This is a genomic window from Microcoleus sp. S13C4 (assembly GCF_036700865.1).
Taxonomy (GTDB): domain Bacteria; phylum Cyanobacteriota; class Cyanobacteriia; order Cyanobacteriales; family Microcoleaceae; genus Microcoleus.
The window spans coordinates 33,856-53,200 of the sequence record NZ_JAUBPS010000005.1 but is presented as its reverse complement, the minus strand read 5'-3'; the positions used below and the strand labels follow the sequence as shown (position 1 = coordinate 53,200).

The window sequence follows — 19,345 nt, the reverse complement described above, 5'->3', positions numbered from 1 at the left end:
CTCCCCTTAAGAAGGGGGATTTAGAGGGATAGAGTCTCGGCTACAAGCGAGATATACGAATAACCAATAACTAATAACTAATAACAAATCACCCTCATGTTATATTTAGCCCAAGTACAAAATCAGGAAAATTTAGGCGACATAAGTCTGCAATTGCTGGCTTGCCAAAATTCTGATAATACTTGGGCTATTCTTAGTGAAAAATTTTTCTTGACATTACAGAAAGATTTTGCTCAAAATTCAATTAACTCTGCAACGAATGTTTTAAATGAAGGAATTTTAGTATTAGCAAATGTTGACGAAAATAGCCAGGTTTTGCATATTCAAGCAGCTACAAACTGGGTACTACAATTAGTAGAAAAATATTTAACAACAGGCTTTACTCCCGATTTTTTGCAGCAAGAAGCCCAGAAAGCAGAAGATTGGAGGCAATCTCTCACTTTGCAGAGTCAAGAATTGTCTCGCCGCTTGATTGAAGTTGAAGCCCGCCGAGAACAAATTCAAAATTTAGAAGCAAAACTCCAGCAGGAAAAGCAATTGTTGGAAAGTTCGATCGCCCAATTGAAAATTTCACCCGCTACACCGCCACTTTGACTCCAATTAACACACAACAGGTAGGGACACGGCACTAGCGCATCCCCACAAACCTAATATGCAATTTGCTGGACATCATATAATTTGTAACTTGACAAATACCCCTTACCCGTTTCCTAATCGCCAGCAAAATTGCCTGCGGTTAAAGCACTTTTGACTTCATCCAAGCGGCGGGGAGACACAGCAGTTTCTGAGAATTGCTAACATAAGCCCGCTTCTGGAAAACATCGTACTGATTGCGTTCGATCGCATTTAAGATTCTGCTGTACAGCATAGTAGCCGCCCAAACAGTCCAGCGGATATCGGGACTGAGCACTTTAATTCCCGGTTCGGCGCTGGCGTATAATTTGCGAGCTCGCTGAATTTGAAACCGCATCAATTCCCGCCAGCGGTTGTCAATTACACCGTTGAATAAATCTTCTTCGGTGTAGTTAAACAAGGCTAAGTCTTCTAAGGGAATGTAAATGCGGCCGCGGCGGGCGTCTTCTCCGACATCGCGCAGAATATTAGTCAACTGCTTAGCAATACCCAGGGCTATCGCTTCTTCTTTGGGAATTCTATTCCCCCAATGCCAATTCCAGTTAGCAGCGGAACTCGATTCGCCTACACCCATGACAGACATCGACATCAGCCCTACAGTACCCGCTACTCGATAACAGTAAAGATTGAGCTCATCAAAAGTTTCGTAGCGGCTACGGTACAAGTCCATTTGCTGGCCCGCAATCATCTCTCGAAACGGCTGAATGTCGATCGGGAAACGAGACAGCGTATCCACCAAAGCTACGTCGTAGTCGTCGTGAGGATGGCCGGCAAACACAGATTCTAGCCGTTTTTCCCACAGATTGAGGGTTTCAGGGGTCGTTGCATCAGAACCCGGCCCGTCTACGAGTTCGTCGGTGCGGCGGCACCAGACGTAAATCGCCCAAATCGCCCGACGCTTGGCTTCGGGCATGAGTTGAGTGCCTAAATAAAAATTTTTGGCATAACTCGCCGTGACTTGGCGGCACAGTTCGTAGGAGTCATCCACAGAAGCCAGAGTTCTCATGCACTGGAGTTTTGACAGTTGCAGCATCCGAGAATAAGAAATTTAAAGATTAGAACTGATTTTCCCCCGTTTAGAAAACGGGAGATTCTTTTACGTCTTTATGAAAAATTCTTAATTTTTCATTTGTTATTGGCCGTCGAAATAGCCTGCGCTGTCAGCTTACCAGAAAGCACAGCACCTTCCATACTTGCAAGATAACGTTGCATTGTATAATCCCCCGTTAGATAGAAATTGCTAATGGGAGTTGTTTGTGTGGGACGGCACTGCTGGCGTCCGGGAGTGGCTTTGTAGACGGAACGAGGGGTTTTGACTACGTGATATTTGAGCAGTTTGGCTGGTTCTGGGATTTGATCGGGAAAGAGTTTTTCTAACTCGACCATTGTGGCTGCGACGATATCTTCGTCAGATTTGCCTATCCAGTCTTTGGCCGGTGCTAAAACCAGTTCCAGCATGGATTTGTCTGGGTTGGCATATTCGCGGCAGGTGTTGCTCATGTCGGCGTAGACGCTCAGCAAGGGCGATCGCGAGAACAGCAAATGGTCGATTTCAGTTAGCTTGCGATCGAACCACAAGTGTACATTAATGACGGGTACTCCCTCCAAACCTTCAAGCTGTTTGAAATAATCCATTTCGCCCCAAGGTTTCGGCATCATCAACTTGAGCGGGTCAACAGGCATCGCGGAAACGTAAATATCGGCCGTCAGAATTTCTGACTCTGCCCCTTTTACTCCCCGAATGTGGAAGCCGCGCACCGTGTTGTCATCGTTGAGCAAAAACTCTTTGATGGGTGCATTCAGCCGTACTTCACCGCCGCGCTCAGTTATGTAGTCTACCATCGGCTGACACAACCTCTCTGTGGGGGAACCGTCTAAAAAGGCCATTTTCGAGCCGTTTTTCTCTTGCAAGAAGCGGTTGAGGGCTGTCAGCAGTATGGTTGCGGATATTTCGTGGGGGTCGATGAAGTTGAGCGCCTTGGACATGGCGATGAATACTTCTTTTTCGACTCTGGGGGGGACGTTTTGCTTTTTCAGCCAGTCGGAAAACGAGTATTTGTCCATTGCTTCGACGTATTTTTGACCCTGAAGCATCGCCGGAATCAAACCTATACCGAAGCGGATTTTTTCGGGCCAGGTGAGCATATCGTTGTTGCTCAAGATGGCTGCGACGCCGTTGAAGGGGGCGGGAAGGTCGGGAAAGTCAAAGCGGGAATAGGTTCCGGGGGTTTCCGGCTGATTGAAAATCATCGAGTGCTCTTTCCATTGCAGCCTGTCTTCAATGTCGAGTTCTTTGAAGAGTTGGAGCATATTCGGGTATGCACCGAAGAAGATGTGGAGGCCGGTTTCATACCAGTCGCCGTCTGCATCTTTCCAAGCGGCGACTTTGCCGCCGAGTACGTCCCGACTTTCTAGGAGGATGGGGGTGTGGCCCGCGTCGGTAAGATATTTAGCGCAGGAAAGTCCTGCTAAGCCTGCTCCGGCGATCGCAACTCGCATTTGATACTACTTGGCCTCTGTGTTCGCTTCGGTTTAATTATACTTTACAACTCGTTACATTTTTTTGCGGAAATCTGTAGGGACGCGGAACTGCCCGTAGGTGTCAACAAACACGTTAAACCGACAGTGCGACAGTCCTCCCGCCTACCCGACAGTCCGGCAAGGGTTGAAACCCCTGCCTCAAAGCGAAAGTCCTCGCTCAAGAGGACTAATGAGTTCTTCAGTCCTCTTGAGCGAGGACTTTCGCTATTAGACTAGACAGGGAATTCATTTCCTAGCGGACTGACGGACTGGCAGATGGTCGGCTTAATTTGCTACTAATGACCATCGAGGTACTCAGAAACCGGGTTTTTGCCAGAAAACTTTGTTACACCGTGTAGAAACCCCAAAAAACCCGGTTTCTTGACTCACCCGCGAAAGGTGCGATAGGCTGCTAATGCTGCTTGTTTCACGGTTTCGGGGACGATCGGAAAAGTAGTCAAAATATAGGCAAATTCTGCTTCGGTTAAGCCGTAAAGGTGGGCGATGATGCCGTCTAATTCGGCACGCAATTTAGCCCGTTCTGTTTCCTCGGTAACACCTTCTCGGTGGGAGTTTAAGCCGACTTCTTGGGCTAATTCGTCAAATTCTGGGGCGGTACAGATTAGTTTGGCGGCGCGCTGTACGATATCCGAGAAGTATTTGTCACGAGTTGTTAATCGCGGTACGGGAAGTTGGTATATGTAGAACATATTAATGTTGGCTGCCACTTGTTGACGCAATGCAAAATCTACACAAAAACTATTCAGCGCAGCACAAATGAATAATGTATATTTATTTTCTTGAGTTGGAGAGGCAATATTGAGCGAATTACCACAAACTACTTTTGAAGCCAGTATGGTACCAATAAGAGTTCTAGAATCGGTACTCCTAGCAATTGCACGATATCCAAAACGGTAACACTGATAATCAAAATTTTGACCGTTATCTATACCATTCCTTCCCAATAAAGCCTTTCTCGCTTCCTTTTCATCCACCCAATACCTCGGTTCAGCGTAGAGATGAGTAAACTGATGAATCATCTTACCTTCATAAAGAGCTAACATCCCGGGTGATTGCCCGCCATGATGTTAAAGTCAATATTCGGCAACGGTTCCAAGTCGTTGACATTCTGCGCCGCCGAAACTAAGGCTAAAAACAGTCGCTATTTCGCAATTTCCACTGCTTATGGCATGATGTCCACGCCGTAGAGGTTGTCGCTAATAATCCGTTTTTTTATATAGTAGTTGAGTGAAGTATGCTCGGTTTCTATGGTTTTTAGTAAGTCATTGAGGTAGCGATCGTTTAAAAAATTACTTGTACCGATGACTGTTGAATAGATGTAAATCAGCGTTTTCATGGCTGCGACTAAAAACACGCCGGAACCGCAGGCTGGGTCTAATAATGTTAAGTTTGGGAGGATTTCTGTTAGCAGGTGGTGGCAGAGATTGGCGTCGAGATTTGTAAGGAGTCCGGTGATGGTTTCAAAGCTAGGGGCGGTGCCCCCGTGCCCGCCCTCTGTGCCGTAGTTGCCCTGATTGGTGGGAAGATGGATTATCCCAACCGAGTTTTTGGACAAACAATTTGTTGAATTCAAAGTCTTGGAAAAGTTCGCGAGATTCTTGAAGTGTTTGTGGCATAGTTATATATGAAGGAATAAGCGGGTGAGTTTTGTAACTTCAAGCGAAAAGGTAATTCATACCGTGAATCAGCAACGCCGTCATTCCTATCTAAAATCTATAATCTAAAATGGTATTACCTCAACCACAACTTAATAGTATTGTCTTTAGAACCGCTAGCAATAGTTTTGCCATCGGGACTAAAAGTAACCACATAAACCTCATCGGAATGTCCCGTCAAAGTATTCAGCAACTCTCCGGTAGCAAAATCCCAAATTTTAATAGTTTTATCCTTGCTCCCGCTCGCAATAAACTTCCCGTCCGGGCTGATAGCAACCGAGACAATATCGTCAGAATGTCCCTTGATGGAGCGAATTAAATCTCCTGTTTCGATATTCCAGATTTTAATAGTTTCATCGTAGGAACCGCTAACAATTGTCTTGCCGTCTGGGCTAACAGCAATCGACCTCACGGGCTCGCCGTGTCCCTCAATAGTTTTGAGCAACGCCCCTGTTGCTACATCAACAATTGTAATTTTTTTATCCTTAGAAGCGCTAACCAAACTTTTTCCATCTGGAGTGAAAGCCACAGAATAAACAAAATCTGTATGGTCTGGCAAATTGTAAATCAAACGACCAGTTGCTGCATCGGAAATCTTTGTGGTTTTGTCTCCGCTACCGCTAGCAACAAGCTGTCCGTCGGGGCTGAGAGCGACAGACCAAACAGAAGCAGTGTGGTCGAGACTGCGAATCACTTGCCCTGTTTTCAAATCCCACAGCATGACTCGCCAAAAACCGGTTCCAGTCGCCAGTTTCGTACCGTTTGAGTCAAAAGCAACCGACCAAATGGTGGATGAATCTCCTGGAAAAGTGCGGATCGACTTGCCTGTAGCTAAATCCCAAATTTGGATGGTTTTGTCTTTAGAACCGCTGGCTAACATTAAGCCGTCTGGACTGAAAGCAACAGATCCAACTGCATCTGAATGCTGAGCGAAATTTTTGACTTTGGCGTTCTTCCACAGCAGACCTGCTTGGCACTGTTCCTGTAACTTCTGAGTGGACGCAGCGCTGCTGTTGGTGTTGGCAATTGTTGGTATTTGGCTGATGCAGTCTTCATAATTGCTGGCTTTATAAAGAGCTTCAATTTGATTGAGCTGTTGGGATTCTTTCTGGGCTCGCTGCTGCCATTCTTGCCATTTGAGATAGCCGTAAATTCCGCCGATCGCAGCTAAGATAGCCGCCATTGTTGCCCCGGCAAGATAAGGATTGAATTTGCGAGTTTCTTTGGGGACAAGCACTGCTGGGCTGGCGATCCTCTCCGAGGGCTGCGCTAACGAGAAATCGGTTTTTCCGTTCTGATTTACCTGCGGGGATACCGCCGGACTTGCCTGCAATTCGACTTGAGGGGCGCTGCTCGCTGGTGGCGGATTGGGGTTGCGATGTCCCTCCAAAACTGTGGATATCGCCTTGTACAATTTAGCAAATAAAGATTTAGGAATGACTAATTCTTCGATTATCGCGGCATCTTCGTCAGTAAGCCCTAAAACTTGCTGCAAGCGTTTTAACTCGTCGCGAGTTTCCAGAGAAAAGGGATATTCTTGCTGCATTGCTTCTTGCAGTGATTGTTCGTAGCGTTCGCCTTTTTCCCTGTATTTCCGGTAAGGGTTCAATACCTCATCTTCGATCGCCTCTGCTTCTTCTGGTAGCAATTCTAAACTGACGCGCAGTTCATCTAATATTCTCCGACCGACGACTGTAATGTCACCGCGGCTGCTGCTGCGCCGATCGACTTCTTCGCGATATATTGTCAGCTTGGGAATCCGCGCCCGCGATCGATCGCCAATTTTCCTCAAATCGGCTAAAGCTTCCGCCGCCGACTGGTATCTCTCCCGAAAATCGTAGCGCACCATATTATCCAAAACATCGGCCAGCGCTTGGGAACACGTGGCTAAATGCCGCCAAACAATTTCGCCTTTATTAGAATTTTTCAAATCCCGCAGTTTCGGCAAATCGTAAGCGGGTAAACCCGTCATTGCTTGGATGCCAATCATTCCCAAAGCGTAGATATCGCTGTTGAGTTGCGGGTTGTATTGAAATTGTTCGATCGGCATATATTCCAGCGTGCCAATCCGCACAGTTACCGGCGCTTGTCTTTGAGCGATGTGAATTTCTTTCACAGAGCCAAAGTCGATCAAAACTAACTTGTTGTCTGAATAGCGGCGGATTAAATTCGCTGGTTTAATATCTCGGTGAATTACTCCCTGTCCGTGTACAAATACTAAAATTTCTAACAGTTCCTTCAGCAAAGGAATCATTTTTTCTTCGCTTACGGGTTTACCTGGTACAATCTCGGTTGATAGCGAGTGACCGGCAACAAAGGATTCAACTAAGAAAAATTCTTCGTTTTCTTCAAAATAAGCGAATAGCTGAGGAATTTGGTCGTGTTGACCGAGCCTTTCTAGAACTTCTGCTTCTTTTTGAAAAAGACGGCGCGTAGTATTAATTAATTTCGGTTCTGTGGTACCGGGACGCAGGTGCTTGACAAAGCACTGCGGTTCTCCCGGACGGCGAATATCTTTGGCCAGATAGGTTTGTCCAAATTCTCCTGTTTCTATGACTTCAATGATTTGATAGCGTCCATCTAAAAGTTGGCTCACCATGATAATAACGCAGCCTTTTTTTGGTTGATTTTCGCAAGAAACAGTTGCAATGTTGAGTCAGTTGTATAGCCTTTTTCAGGGAAATTAGGTGTTCCTGGGCATTGGCAAAACAGGGCATTGGGCATTGGCCAAACAGGGCATGGGGTATTCGGAATAGTTGTTTCTTTCCTTCTTTTTTCTTTCCTTCTTCCGACTTTCATCGGAGTTCTTCCCTCTGACTTCTTTCCTTCTGACTTCTTTCCTTCTGACTTCTGACTTCTGGCTTCTGACTGAGATAGTGCACCATTATCAATTACTTGTTTAGGAACAGGCAAGATGCCTGTTCCACAAGAAAACTCATTCTTTGTGGAACGGGCATCTTGCCCGTTCTTGACAATAGTGCAACATCTCAGTTCTGACATACTTTATCTTTTCAACATCTGCAAAGCTTGATATCCCAAAAAGAAAAAACCCAAAGCGCCGAGTACCGCTATCGTGTTCGCAAACACATCGACTGTAAAAAATTCGCCCATTGCAATATCCTCTGAAAACTGATATCTATCCTCGGCTTTTCGGTCGCTGTCTGGGTGAGGGGTCTTGCCCCTCGCTGCGGGCGAGCCGAAAGATGCTCACAAATTATAGCAAAAGAGGCGGTCAAAATAACTTTTCGGGCGATCAACTAGCTTTTTGTTTTAATATTTTTTAATATTTAGGGAGACAAATCGTGTACCGAAATTTTGAGGTCAGTTCGCTTTGATATTGTTAACCCTGCTAATTTTTTCTCTCATTGTAAGTAGAGCTTACACTAAGAATTTGCGCCAATCGGTCAAAAAGGCGCCTCGAACCGACACAAGTTCCGCCAGGCCCTCACCGGAATCGGCCGCGCAGTTCCCTAAAGTTTCGGTAATCGTACCAGCATACAACGAGGCAGAGAATATTCGGGATTGCGCGATCGCCATTTTGGAGAGTACACCGCTGTCTGTGGACAACTTAGAGGTTTTAATTGTAGACGATCGCTCGACAGACGACACCAAGGCGATCGGGCAATCCCTGCAACAGCATCTCAACGACCCCCGGCTTAAAATATTAGCAGGTCAGCCGCGACCTGCGAACCAATATTGGGCCGGCAAAAACTGGGCCTGCGCCCAAGCTGTTGAGATAGCAACCGGAGACTTCTTATTATTTATCGATGCCGACGTGCGACTCAAACCAGGGGCGATCGAAACCGCTATTGCAACAGCAGAAACTGAGAAAATAGATTTGTTCACCTGTATGCCAGCCCTGGTTTGCGAGTGTTTTGCCGAGTGGTTGGTGCAGCCGATAATGTTCAGTCACCTAGCAGTTTGCTACGACTTTACCGCCGTCAACGATCCGACAACAAACAGTGCTTTTGCGGGCGGGCCGTTCATGTTATTTAGGCGATCGGGCTACGAAAAAATTGGAGGTCACGAAGCAGTTGCAAGCGAAATTGTGGAAGATGTGGAATTAGCTAGGCGCATCAAACGTGCGGGTTTAAAGCTCGGACTTTATTCCGGGTCAAATTTGGCATCCGTGCGGATGTATCGGTCTTGGAGCGCATTGTGGGAAGGCTGGACAAAGAATCTGTATCTCGGCGCTAACCGCAGTTGGGGCTTGATGGTTTACATGGCTGCAATTATGTTATTTCTTTATTCGATGCCGTGGTTGGCATTAGGTATTTTGCTGGTCAACGGGGACTTCGCAGAAATTCTGACTATCACCAATTACCAATTACCAATTATTAATTACCAATTGCCAATTACGTGGTTAACTATTTGTTTATCCGTAATCGTAATTTGGCAGCATTACAATTTGCGCCACTTGGGTGCCGAGATTTCTGAGTGTCCGACGAAATACTGGTGGTTGGGAGGTTTGGGAGGTGCGTTAGTGGCGGCGATTGCGATCGGTTCTGCGATTAAAACCGAAACCGGTTGGGGATGGACTTGGCGCGGTAGAACTTTACAAATTAAGAGTTAATTAAGACTTACGCATGGAGTCCCAGAAACCTGTTTTTTTTGCGATTCTCAATAACCCTTTTATGGGCGGGCAGGATGCCCACCCCACAATAAAATTCACTCTTTGTGGAACAGGCATGATGCCTGTTCTTGAGAATGGTGTAATTTGTGGAACAGGCATCATGCCTGTTCTTGAGAATGGTGTAAGATATTCTATACTGCCGCGTATACAAAAGCAGGTACACGCTTGTAAGCAGGCGTACCCGATCGCCTTTCAATCTCCGGGTGAAAAATCACATTAACTTCAGGATAAAACATCAAAGCAGCACCCTCACGAACCGCCCCGTAAATCACCTCGACATTTTCCATTTTCCCCACATTTCCCTGCACGGTCACGCGCTGATGTTCTTGCAAACCCGCGCTTTCTGCATCCGCACGATTCATCAAAATGCAGTTGCGGTGCGGCATTCCCCGGTACTTATCATCAATTTTGTAAACCACAGTATTGTGCTGAGAATAGCTGCGTCCCGTCATCAATGCCACAACAATACCCTGTGTTGATTCCGATACTCCAAACTCTTGAGGTTGCGGTAGTTTCAGCTTAGGTAAAGGCGTGACAAACATCTTCGCTTTTCCAGACTCTGTAGGAAATTTAGGTTCAGTAAAAATGCGACCGCTGATGGTGAATTCCTCTTTGGTTTCATCAATTGTCGCTATTTTTTCATAGCCCGGAATAGTTTTAGCAATCAATTGCCGAACGTATTTTGTGTCTTGAAGTTGGCGCCAATCAACGGGAAAATCGCCGTGAATTCGGCTGGCTAATTCCGTCAAAAATTGTACCTCGGGAATCAGATCGGCATTTTTGAGATGAGTTTCACCCTCATCATTTAAACGCACAAAATTATTTCCCGATTCCACCGTTGTTTTGTGGGGATTTTCAAAGCGATTCAGTACCGGAATCACAATTGTATTGTGTTTGGCTAATCCGTGAAAATGCCCTAAATTCGGTTTGGTGGCGAGGTAGATAACGGTTTCAACATTGCTTAAAGCGCGTTTTACCTGAGTTGAATCTGGATTCGCCCCGTACAAATTACCGCCCAGACAGATCAGCGTATCGACTTTGCCTGCATATGCTGCTTCAATTAGCGATCGAGTTTCGTAACCCTTAACAGGGCTGAGGGGACGATCTAACAGTTTTTCGAGAGCCTCTTGGATTTCTTTTTTCAGCTTCACAGTGACGCCCATAGAGCCGAATCCTTGGACGTTTGAGTGTCCTCTGACGGGCATTAATCCCGCCCCTTCTTTGCCGACATTTCCCGTCATCAATGCCGTATTGGCGATGCTGAAAACATTATCTACACCGTTATCGTGTTGGGTAATTCCCATCGCCCAACCGAATACAACCCGCTTTGAAGTGCCTATGATTTTGGCTGCTGCCTCTATTTCTGCTTGGGAAACTCCGCAGGTTTTAGTAATAGTTTCCCAAGAGGTTTCGCGGGCGTGCTGTACTACTGCTTCCCAGCCTTCTGTATGAGCTTGCAAGTATTTTTTGTCCAGCAATCCTTGTTCGATTACAGACTTTTGAATGCCGACAAATAGCGCCGTATCGCTGCCCGGAATTGGCTGCAAGTATAACGAGGAAATATCGGAACCGGGGATGAGCGACTTGACAGGAAAAGCCGGAGAACCAAACTTGACTAACCCGATTTCCATCACCGGATTGATTACAATTATTTTACCGCCTTTGTCGCGAATTTTAATCAATTCGTTCATCAAGCGGGGATGGTTGTAGGAAGAATTGCTGCCCGCGAGCACGACGCAATCTGCTTGCTTCAAGTTTTCTAGGCTCACTACCGAGGTGCGGGTGGCAAACATTTCGCTTAAGCCAGTTGTCGAGGGAGCGTGGCAGAGATCTGAACAATCTGCTAAGTTATTGGAACCCATCGCCCGCATCATCAATTGCAGCAGAAAAGCCGCTTCGTTGGAAGAGCGGCCGGAACTGTAAGATGCCACTCGTTCGGGGGTTTTGCGAAAAGCAGCTTCGGCAATTTGATAAACTTCTTCCCAAGAAATGCGATCGTAATGAGAGGAACCAGCCCGCAAAATCATCGGAAAACTCAGCCTTCCCAACCTATCGGCTTCCATTGAAGTTAATTGCTGAAGTTGTGCAATACTCTGCTGTTCAAAAAATTTAGTTGAGATAGCCGGCTTGATTTCAGCGGAGATTGCTTCGACGCTTTTCATGCACCGCTGAAGTTTTTCGCCCTCTTCATTTGTAAAACCTCCTTTCTGCCCGCCAGTGCCCCAAGAACAGGACAAACAAGCACTTTTGTGCAGCAAAGTTTTCCAAAGTTTCGGGCCTTCGGGGGACAATGTATGTTTTGCCCAATATTCTATTACGGGCAAACCGCCACCTATCTCTGGTGTTTCCTCGTTTGTCTCGTTGAAGGGCGGGAGTGGTTGGACATTTTGGGAGTTGATATCCATGCGGTTTACCTTTTGTTGGAATTGCAGATTGAGGCGGCGGGCGAACCGCCAAAGGAGTTAAGTTTATTACTGGAATTTTACCGCAAATTTAAAGCATAAAAAACCAGTCAACAGATAGATATTTTAATCTAAATTAAAATCGAGGTTCGCAGTCACGAATGCAAGTTTTTATTCCTCCGCCGACAAAGGGATGCAGTCCTCACTAAAGGGTTTACTTCCTCTTATTTAACGCCTGTTTCCCAAATCCAAGACAAAGCAGTCGATCGCCCTCAGCAACATTCGGGTCATTTTGCAAATAATCTCCCAACCACTCGCAACTCCGAGCAATAATATTATTCAGTTCCAAATTCTCCACAGGCAACAGAATTACAGTCCTATCCCTACTAGCAAAAGCCAGAGTTTTGCTGTCCGAACTAAAAGTAACGCTCAACACCCGATCGCTCGATTCCAAAGTCTTCGATAGCAGCGCCTTCTTGCCGTCAAAATCCCACAGCTTAACAGTATTTCCCCCACTCGCCGCCGCAATCAATTTGCCGTTGGGACTAAAACTCACGCTTTCTACAGTATCGCTGTGGTCGAGTTTTTCAGTTAAATTTGTTACCTTGCCATCAAACCCCCACAAGTAAACTTTTTTGTCAGCGCAAGCAGCAGCAATAGTCTTGCCGTCGGGACTGAAACTAACATTTTTAACGCTGTCTTGGTGGTCCAGAGTTTTCAGAATCTTCGCCGACGAACCGTTAAATTGCCACAGGTAAACTCTCTTTTCTCCGGTAATTTCAAAAGCCTTTTTCTTCCCGCTTGCCTTGCCCTCAGCAGCCGTAGCAGTAGCTATAGTTTTGCCGTCAGGACTGAAGCTAACGCTAATTACTGGATTGCTGTGATCGAGTTTGGCAAACAAAGTTGCTTTAGAACCGTTCCAGCGCCAGAGGTACAATTTGCGATCGGCACTTGCGGCCGCAATTATCTTTCCGTCTGGACTAAAACTCACGCTTCTGACAATGCCGCTGTGGCTGAGAGTATCTAACAGTTTCCCGTTTAAACTCCAGATTTTCACTGTTTGGTCATCGCTGGCAGAAGCAACTGTTTTATTATCAGGCGAAATGCTCACCCAGGTAACAGAATCATTGTGACCTTCTAAGGTTTTGAATAAACTACCGTCAGCGTGCCAAAGTCTCACCGTTTTGTCCCCGCTAGCAGAAGCAATTGTTTTGCCGTCAGCACTAAAACTGACTTTGTAAACCCAGTCTCCGTGCCCCGATAAAATCTTATTCAACGGAGTGCTGTCCGGTTTCCAAAGTTTTACCATTTTGTCCTTACTTGCGGAAGCAATAGTGCCGTCGCTGCTGAAACTTACGGCCCTCACGTCGTCTTGATGTCCTCGAAAAGTGTTGAGCAAAGTGCCGCTGCGACTCCAAACTTTCACCGTATCGTCTGCACTGCCGGTGACAATTTTTTCGCCGTCGCGACTGAAACTCGCGCTGACAACTTCATCGTTGTGTCCTTTGAGAGTTCTGATTTCCTCACCGTTTCGGTTCCAAATTTTGGCTGTGGTGTCGGCACTTGCTGAGACAAGTTCTCTACTATTTGGACTGAATTTAACGCTGTAAACAATTCCAGAATGCTTGGTTAATGTTTTGGGATTAATTTTAAATTTCTGGGTTTTACTGTCTCGGTTCCAAAGTTTGACAGTTTTGTCAACACTTGCTGAGGCAATTGTTTGGCCGTCGGGACTGAAACTGACGCCGAGCACCCAGTCTTTGTGTCCGGTTAAGGTTTGCAGCAATTTTTTGTCTGTCAGGTTCCAGATTTTGACGGTGTTGTCGTGACTGGCGGAAGCTAGGGTTTTGCCGTCTGGACTGAAACTGACGCTGGTGACGATATCGCGGTGGCCGGATAGAATGGCGATCGCACTTTTGTCGTTATCTACTTGCCAAATTCTAATTGTACGATCGGCACAACCAGTAGCGATCGTTTTCCCATCGGGACTAAAACTAACACTCGTCACGCTATCTGGGTGATTGAAAGTTTTTAATAACTTACCTTCTTTGCTCCACAATTTAACAGTTTTATCAGCACTTGCCGAAGCAACTGAATTGCCGTCGGGACTGACACTCACATCCAAAACAAACTTGCTGTGCATCTCGAAACGGTTGCGTTCTTGCACCCCGGAAACTGCTTGTCTGAGTCTTTCAGCAATTTGATTTTTAGTCTCCACAGGTAGCGCTGTACTTTTCTGAGAATCACGACCGATTTTGATACTATTTCCCAACACTCCTAATTGATTTTTTTCATTAGAAAGCACCAAAGCTTCCGACGCCGAATTTAGGGCATCAGTCCGACTTTTTTCTGCTTCTTGCCGTGCGCTTTCTGCTAATTTTGCTTGCTCGAATGCCATGCCGGAAACACCTGCGAGTACAAGCACTCCTAGAACCGCCGCCCGCAATTGCCATCTCCGACTTTGGTAAAGTTGAGCTTCCGCTTGGTACTGTTTGTCTCTAGCTTCCGACAGCAAAGCATCTTGCTCTCTGTCTTTGCGAATTTGTTCAATTTCATCTCGGTTAATTTGGTTTTGCTTTCGCAGTTCCTCAAATTCTGCCTTTTGATCTAATTCTTGCTGCTGGCGAATGAAGCTAACTAAATAATCGTGAACGAGCTGATAAAGCTCGGCCGGTAGTTCCGTCCATCGAAAAACTAAACCCGAGTTTACTAACAGTTCTAAGACTAAATCTAATTTATCACCTTCAGCAAATGTCGCTAAATTAGAGGCTAATTCTGCGCGGGTTTTTAGCGGACGTATCTCCTCTTCATCTGTGAGCAAATACAATACTCTGCGTGCAGCTACTTCATTCTCGGGGCCGCAATCTTTGATGACTTCTTCGAGAAACCTTTCGACTAATTTTTGTTGCGGATTGTTGCCGAGTTCCTGATATTGACTTAAAGTTCTAATGTTCTCTTGTTGCAGTTGAGCGCCGACAAGTTGTAGTTCGATCGGGCGGACTTCTCCCAATTCTCCAGCTAAATTTTTGACTAATTCTTCGATCAGATCCGGTTCTAAGTAAAACTGCGCTCGCTCAGTTAAAGTGCGAATTACCGATCGCGCATCTAGCAGCGAAAAATTTCCCAAATAAAACAAAATATTTTTGCTGAGAATGTCCTCTAAAATATCATTATTAACCAATCCTGTCGGGTTTTTGGGTCGGGAAAATTCCAGCAAATAGTGCAGGTAATCTTCCCGCAAACACAGGACGACTTTTAAATATTTGATTTTCAAGCATTCCCGCAAAAAATCAAAAAATATTTGTCTTTCCGCTGGCTCTTTCCACACGAAAAAAAATTCTTCAAATTGGTCAAATATCAGAACAGTAACTAAATGTTCGGAATTTCTTTGCAGCTCCTTGATAATGTTTTTGTATTCGATCGCCTGTTGTTGTATGATTAATTCTACTGGCTGTGGCTGCTCCCTTTGATCCTCATTATTCCCAGTCGAGCCATCGTCAAAGCCCGAAATCAGATTTCCCTTGACTGCACCTGCTTCTACTGGAAAATCTACCGGAGCAATTTCTGATAGTGCTTCGGCAATTTCCGGATCGAATATTTCAGCTTTCCCAGCAGATAACTGTCTGGTCAATTCCCGTGGCCAGTTGTTGTAAACTTGCAGCACTACGGGTAAAACAGTCCGCCTTTCTATTTTTTTTTGTTTGAGAGCTGGTACTAATCCTCCCGTGAGTATTGAACTTTTGCCCACTCCAGACTGACCGTAAATTACTGTCAGTTTGTCGGGGGTATTGTTCATCCTATATATCAAGCGGTTGAGGTCTTGCTCTCTGCCGGAAGCAGTAATTTCGTCCGCAATAGTAGCAGCGCCGGCAACAGTTTCGGCGACGGAATTAACCGCTTCTCTGTGCGGCTGCAACTTTCCGGCTCCAATAAAAGCTCGGAACCGATAAGTATGTTCCACCGCTCGATAATCTTGCTTAATTTGAAATGCTTCGAGATATTCTCCCCTCTGAAAATAGAGCGATCGCAGCATTTCTAAAACCCGCAAATACAGTTGCGGATTGTAGCAAGGTTCGGTTTCCAAGCGAGCAAGCTCTAAATGTGCGATCGCCTCCTGTACCTCACCCAACTGACTCTGGGCCTCTGCTAAAATTAACAGATACAAGCCTAGATGCTGCGACTTTACAGGGGTTCCCTGTCCTGTCGCTTCTAAATTTGAATTGAGAACGTCTAGAGCGGTTAAAGCCCATTTTTTCGCCCCTTGCCAGTTCTTTTGCTCTAAGGCTACTCTAGCCAAAAAGCCGTAATCTTGAGCCAAATTAACTGCTGAATTTTCCATATTTTCATGTAACCTCCGAGCTTTGATAGCTAAATTCCACAGTGCATCCCAATCTTCTAAATGCTGCAATACTTCGCCAAGTTGATTGATGAATATACCAACGGCATCCGGCCGTCCCGCCCGTTCTAAAACATCAATACATTCCTGAAAATAATTCTTAGCTTCCGTCCAGTAAGGACGGTTGCCACTGCGGTGTTGTTCTGCTTGGAAGCGGTAGCAAAGACCGATGTGGAATAGCAGAATTCCTTCTAACACCGGGGCTGGGTGAACGGTAAATAACAAATCGCTAAATTCTGTTTTGGGGCCAATAAATGCTACTTGATACTTCCAAAAAGTGAGACTTTTTTGATACAATTCAATAGCCGCCGGGATGCGGTGACAAGCATATTCGTGCCTACCGCGAATAAATTGCAAACTCGCTTCAATAGCTGGTTCTAACCTGATGTTGCAAGTTTGCAAGTCTTGGCTAGCCGACTCTAATTCAGTCAAAGAGTTGGCTCCGAGAATGGCAGAATTACTTAAACGCCAATTGCCACTTTCTAAAATTTTGGAAAAAATGCGATCGGCACTTTTTCCCAGGAAATCCACCAAGTCCTCTGGGCCGAGCACAAATTCAACAGTGGTCGTCCAAGTCTCGATATCTGTTACTAACCGAATCAGTTTTTTTAAGATTTTGTCTGTCACCCACAGCACCACCGGGAAGGGAAAATTCTTCCGAAATTCTTCCCTCACGTAGTTGGTAGAAGTCAGCAGTCGATCGATCGCGCTTACCGATTCCAATCCAAACACCATTAAAGCTGACGGGTGGCTGCAGGAAAGTTTGGTTTCTATCGTCGTGTAAAGAGTTTTAACAGATGGCGGGAGGACAATTTCTCGAATCTCGATACCCGACTCCTCCCGCAATTGCCGTACAGTTTCCTCTCTCATAGCACTGTAATTGCACCGCACCAAAATCAGCGAAAATTGTCCCTGAGACATTCTCAGAGCTCGGGAGAGAGTTTGCAGCGAACTTTTGTTTTGCTGTGCTGCGGTGTCTTGCTGGCAGTGCGAATTAATCATAATTAATATTTGAAAAAGTTTCTGAGGATAGGTGCTGTAAACCGCCGACAAAAGGAAGTTCGGCAACGGATTATTTAACGGATGTAACGGATGGAATTTCGGCAACGGATTATTTAACGGATGTAACGGATGGAAGGAATCGATCGCAGGGGAAAGTGCAATTAAGAACGTCCTCACCGTTTTGGCAGTTGCTCTAACTTTACTTTTACCAGTTTTTACGTTTGCCAATCACAGCAAAGAATCACATGATTAATTTTATTTCTGCCCTTTTGGGCGATTTCCAATCACTGGGAACTATCAATTAGTTAATTTTATTTCAACCTACCTACTTATTGTTTTAGCCGATCGCATTAAAGCATACCCAAAAAAATACATACTCTGTTATTCGCATATTCCCAGCAAAATCAACCGAATTTTACTGAAATCTTGATAATTGCTCAAATTCTACCCAGCAAAAGAGTCTTTGTTTGCGGGGTTCCCAGCCATCGCCCCAATCGCCCAAATCCGATTCAGTTATTCGCATATCGCTGAAATGCGGCATTCCTTGCTTGCCTGGCCCCTCACATCACTGAGATAAACTACCGGCGGCGGCTCATCAATTACAGCTTGAAGATTGTTTGTCATAAATTTACTAATCTCAATATCTAAAGTAGCTGTAAAATCAGGTTCATCCCAATCCTCGCTTTCTTCAATGCTGATGGTTGTTGGTGTCGCCATATCAAAATCAAGCTCATCGCCCAAATCCGAAACTTTCTTAATTGGCTCTATTTTCTGACCGGTATCAGTGGCAAAAGCTTGAGTGGTATTGGCTATTAGTACGAGCGGCAGTGCTACTATGGCACTTATCGTTTGTCGCACCCTGATTTTCCTCATGGTATCCTCCTAGTATAAACTCAACTTTGGTGCTGCTAGACATTCAACATCCGGCGCTACTTTCCTGCGCTGTCATTAATTAATAGGGGTTTATTTTCTGATACAATATAAGCTCATCTGTGACACTTCGCTACAAGTTTGCTTAACGGAGGGTATCCGGTCAAGTGTTTGCCTTTGTATTTACTACGTGAAAACTCTTAAACAGTCAGGTTTTCCCGTTAAGTAATTCCCCAGCCTTTGCGAGTGTTCATCTCAGAGTCAAAGCAAAGTGGGTGAGAAGTTCGATCGCACACCAGTTTTCGCACACCAGTTTTCGGACTCCCGCGCTGCCACCAGCAAGCTGATGTGACATACCACAGCCACCGGATACCTGTCAATACTTATATCTTAACATTTCTAAGTTTTTTCATAATTCTCGTTACCAGGAAGAGCCTGGTAACGCAGCTCGGCGAGGCACAGCCTCCAGCCAAGTCGAGAGGGCTCCTATTTCGTCAAGCCGTGTTCGAGAGCGAAGCGAACCAACTCAGTACGGCTGTTAGTACCCGTCTTGCTAAACAAACGGCTGACGTACTTTTCCACATTACGCACGCTAGTTTCCAAGCGGCGGGCAATTTCCTTATTCATCAAACCTTGAGCAACCAAATCCAAAACACTTTGTTCTCGCGGAGTCAAATCAATTTTAATCGGCGAAGGACTCTGGGCGATCGAACTCCGCCCACTCAGCAAAGACTCAATTCTCGCCATTTGGCTTGTCAAAGCAGCAATATCGGGACTTTCAGCATTTTCGCTCGTATCCTTCGCAGCCGCGCGGCGGGCCAGCAAATTGGTTACTATTGCTACTAATTCATCGGGATCGAAGGGCTTAGAAAGATAAGCATCGCAACCTGCTTGATAGCCTTGAATACGATCGCTCGTCATCCCCTTAGCCGTCAAAAATACCACCGGCAAAGCCTTATAGCGAGGATCTTCCCGTACTTGCTTGAGAAATTGATAACCGTCCACCTGCGGCATCATAATGTCTGAAATCACCAAATCCGGATTAGTCTGCTGCAAGAGTTCCCACCCATCCCGAGCATTACTGGCAACCTCAACAGCAAAATCGCTATCTTCCAAATAAGCTTGTACTGCTTCCCGCAAGCCCGGTTCATCATCTACCAATAATAATCGTGCTGACATAGTTGTTACCCTTACGCTTTACCACTAATTTTTA

Annotated in this window: 12 protein-coding genes; 2 read left to right on the top strand and 10 right to left on the bottom strand. The window is 45.6% G+C overall.

Features of this window, described 5'->3' with window-relative positions:
- Window positions 1-96: 96 nt before the first annotated feature.
- Window positions 97-594, top strand: a complete 498-nt coding sequence (locus QT996_RS03970) for a hypothetical protein (protein WP_333044697.1) — start codon at window positions 97-99, stop codon at window positions 592-594.
- A gap of 142 nt (window positions 595-736) precedes the next feature.
- Here QT996_RS03970 and crtB read toward each other — a convergent pair whose 3' ends face one another.
- From crtB to QT996_RS03940, 6 genes are all read right to left on the bottom strand, one after another.
- The gene (gene crtB, locus QT996_RS03965; protein WP_333044695.1) at window positions 737-1,666 is read right to left on the bottom strand and encodes a 15-cis-phytoene synthase CrtB; all 930 of its coding nucleotides are present in this window, start codon (window positions 1,664-1,666) and stop codon (window positions 737-739) included.
- 92 nt (window positions 1,667-1,758) lie between these two features.
- Window positions 1,759-3,132 carry a 15-cis-phytoene desaturase gene (pds, locus tag QT996_RS03960; protein ID WP_333044694.1) on the bottom strand — a complete coding sequence of 458 codons (1,374 nt, stop codon included), beginning with the start codon at window positions 3,130-3,132 and terminating at the stop codon, window positions 1,759-1,761.
- 407 nt (window positions 3,133-3,539) lie between these two features.
- Window positions 3,540-4,217 carry a hypothetical protein gene (locus QT996_RS03955; protein WP_333044692.1) on the bottom strand — a complete coding sequence of 226 codons (678 nt, stop codon included), beginning with the start codon at window positions 4,215-4,217 and terminating at the stop codon, window positions 3,540-3,542.
- A 119-nt stretch (window positions 4,218-4,336) separates the two neighbouring features.
- Window positions 4,337-4,729, bottom strand: a complete 393-nt coding sequence (locus QT996_RS03950) for a DNA methyltransferase (protein ID WP_333044690.1) — start codon at window positions 4,727-4,729, stop codon at window positions 4,337-4,339.
- Between the two features lie 176 nt (window positions 4,730-4,905).
- Window positions 4,906-7,428, bottom strand: coding sequence for a protein kinase domain-containing protein (locus tag QT996_RS03945; protein ID WP_333044689.1), 2,523 nt, complete (start codon window positions 7,426-7,428; stop codon window positions 4,906-4,908).
- The gene (locus QT996_RS03940) at window positions 7,422-7,829 is read right to left on the bottom strand and encodes a hypothetical protein (protein ID WP_333044688.1); all 408 of its coding nucleotides are present in this window, start codon (window positions 7,827-7,829) and stop codon (window positions 7,422-7,424) included. Before QT996_RS03940 ends, QT996_RS03945 begins: the two co-directional genes overlap by 7 nt.
- Window positions 7,830-8,160: 331 nt before the next feature.
- On the opposite strand from QT996_RS03940, the gene QT996_RS03935 reads away from it, so the two are divergent.
- Window positions 8,161-9,402, top strand: coding sequence for a glycosyltransferase family 2 protein (locus QT996_RS03935; RefSeq protein ID WP_333044686.1), 1,242 nt, complete (start codon window positions 8,161-8,163; stop codon window positions 9,400-9,402).
- A 191-nt stretch (window positions 9,403-9,593) separates the two neighbouring features.
- Here the strand turns inward: QT996_RS03935 and QT996_RS03930 are convergent, their stop codons facing one another.
- The 4 genes from QT996_RS03930 to QT996_RS03915 form a co-directional block, all read right to left on the bottom strand.
- On the bottom strand, window positions 9,594-11,867 hold the full coding sequence (locus QT996_RS03930; protein WP_333044684.1) for an FdhF/YdeP family oxidoreductase: 2,274 nt from the start codon (window positions 11,865-11,867) through the stop codon (window positions 9,594-9,596).
- A 211-nt stretch (window positions 11,868-12,078) separates the two neighbouring features.
- The gene (locus tag QT996_RS03925) at window positions 12,079-17,490 is read right to left on the bottom strand and encodes an nSTAND1 domain-containing NTPase (RefSeq protein ID WP_333044683.1); all 5,412 of its coding nucleotides are present in this window, start codon (window positions 17,488-17,490) and stop codon (window positions 12,079-12,081) included.
- A gap of 285 nt (window positions 17,491-17,775) precedes the next feature.
- Complete coding sequence (locus QT996_RS03920) at window positions 17,776-18,135, bottom strand: hypothetical protein (RefSeq protein ID WP_333044682.1); 360 nt, start codon at window positions 18,133-18,135, stop codon at window positions 17,776-17,778.
- A gap of 483 nt (window positions 18,136-18,618) precedes the next feature.
- Window positions 18,619-19,311 carry a response regulator transcription factor gene (locus QT996_RS03915; RefSeq protein ID WP_333044679.1) on the bottom strand — a complete coding sequence of 231 codons (693 nt, stop codon included), beginning with the start codon at window positions 19,309-19,311 and terminating at the stop codon, window positions 18,619-18,621.
- Window positions 19,312-19,345: the final 34 nt, after the last annotated feature.